We start from the raw sequence: 500 nt of genomic DNA, 5'->3' as shown, positions 1-500 counted from the left end.
TTTGATAGAGCACCCAACAGCCGTCTTCTATGGTCTGCGCTAATCCACCAGACACTCGCACGTTTTCGGTCGCAAAAGTTTGATACAAAGGATAATCACGACGTTCGATTTGCACGGCAAAACTGATGATGACTTGAGAGTTGCTTTGTAACTGCAGCGAACGTTTGAGCTCGCCACCGTCTATATCGGGAGAGAAAGAATACGCTTGGACGGCAGACGTTAGTGTGGTTTGGTCAAACTCAATCAGGTTGATGAGGCAGCCAGAGGTAAAAATGTCGCCATCCAAAATTACATTGCGAGTACTGTGACCGATGACATGAGCATTGGGCAACATCGACAAAACCGCTTTGGCGAGTGCAGCCGCACATTCTCGCGATTGCGTAGACAAAATTTGCACCAAATACTGTTTATCTGGGTGCAACTGAGAAGTGACTAAAAAGTCATTAAGCTGACTTACATCGTGGACCCGTTTGGAAAAAGCTCGCATGTACCCTACTACT

1 protein-coding gene is annotated in these 500 nt (G+C 46.6%); it reads right to left on the bottom strand.

The window, feature by feature from the left end:
• The coding region (locus R7Z49_RS28080) for an FIST N-terminal domain-containing protein (RefSeq protein WP_411913047.1) at positions 1-487 on the bottom strand (487 nt) is incomplete at its 3' end.
• Positions 488-500 lie beyond the last annotated feature (13 nt).

It is taken from the genome of Vibrio sp. 1562, assembly GCF_033340155.1.
GTDB classification, from domain to species: domain Bacteria; phylum Pseudomonadota; class Gammaproteobacteria; order Enterobacterales; family Vibrionaceae; genus Vibrio; species Vibrio alginolyticus.
This window is presented reverse-complemented; position numbering and strand designations above follow the sequence as displayed.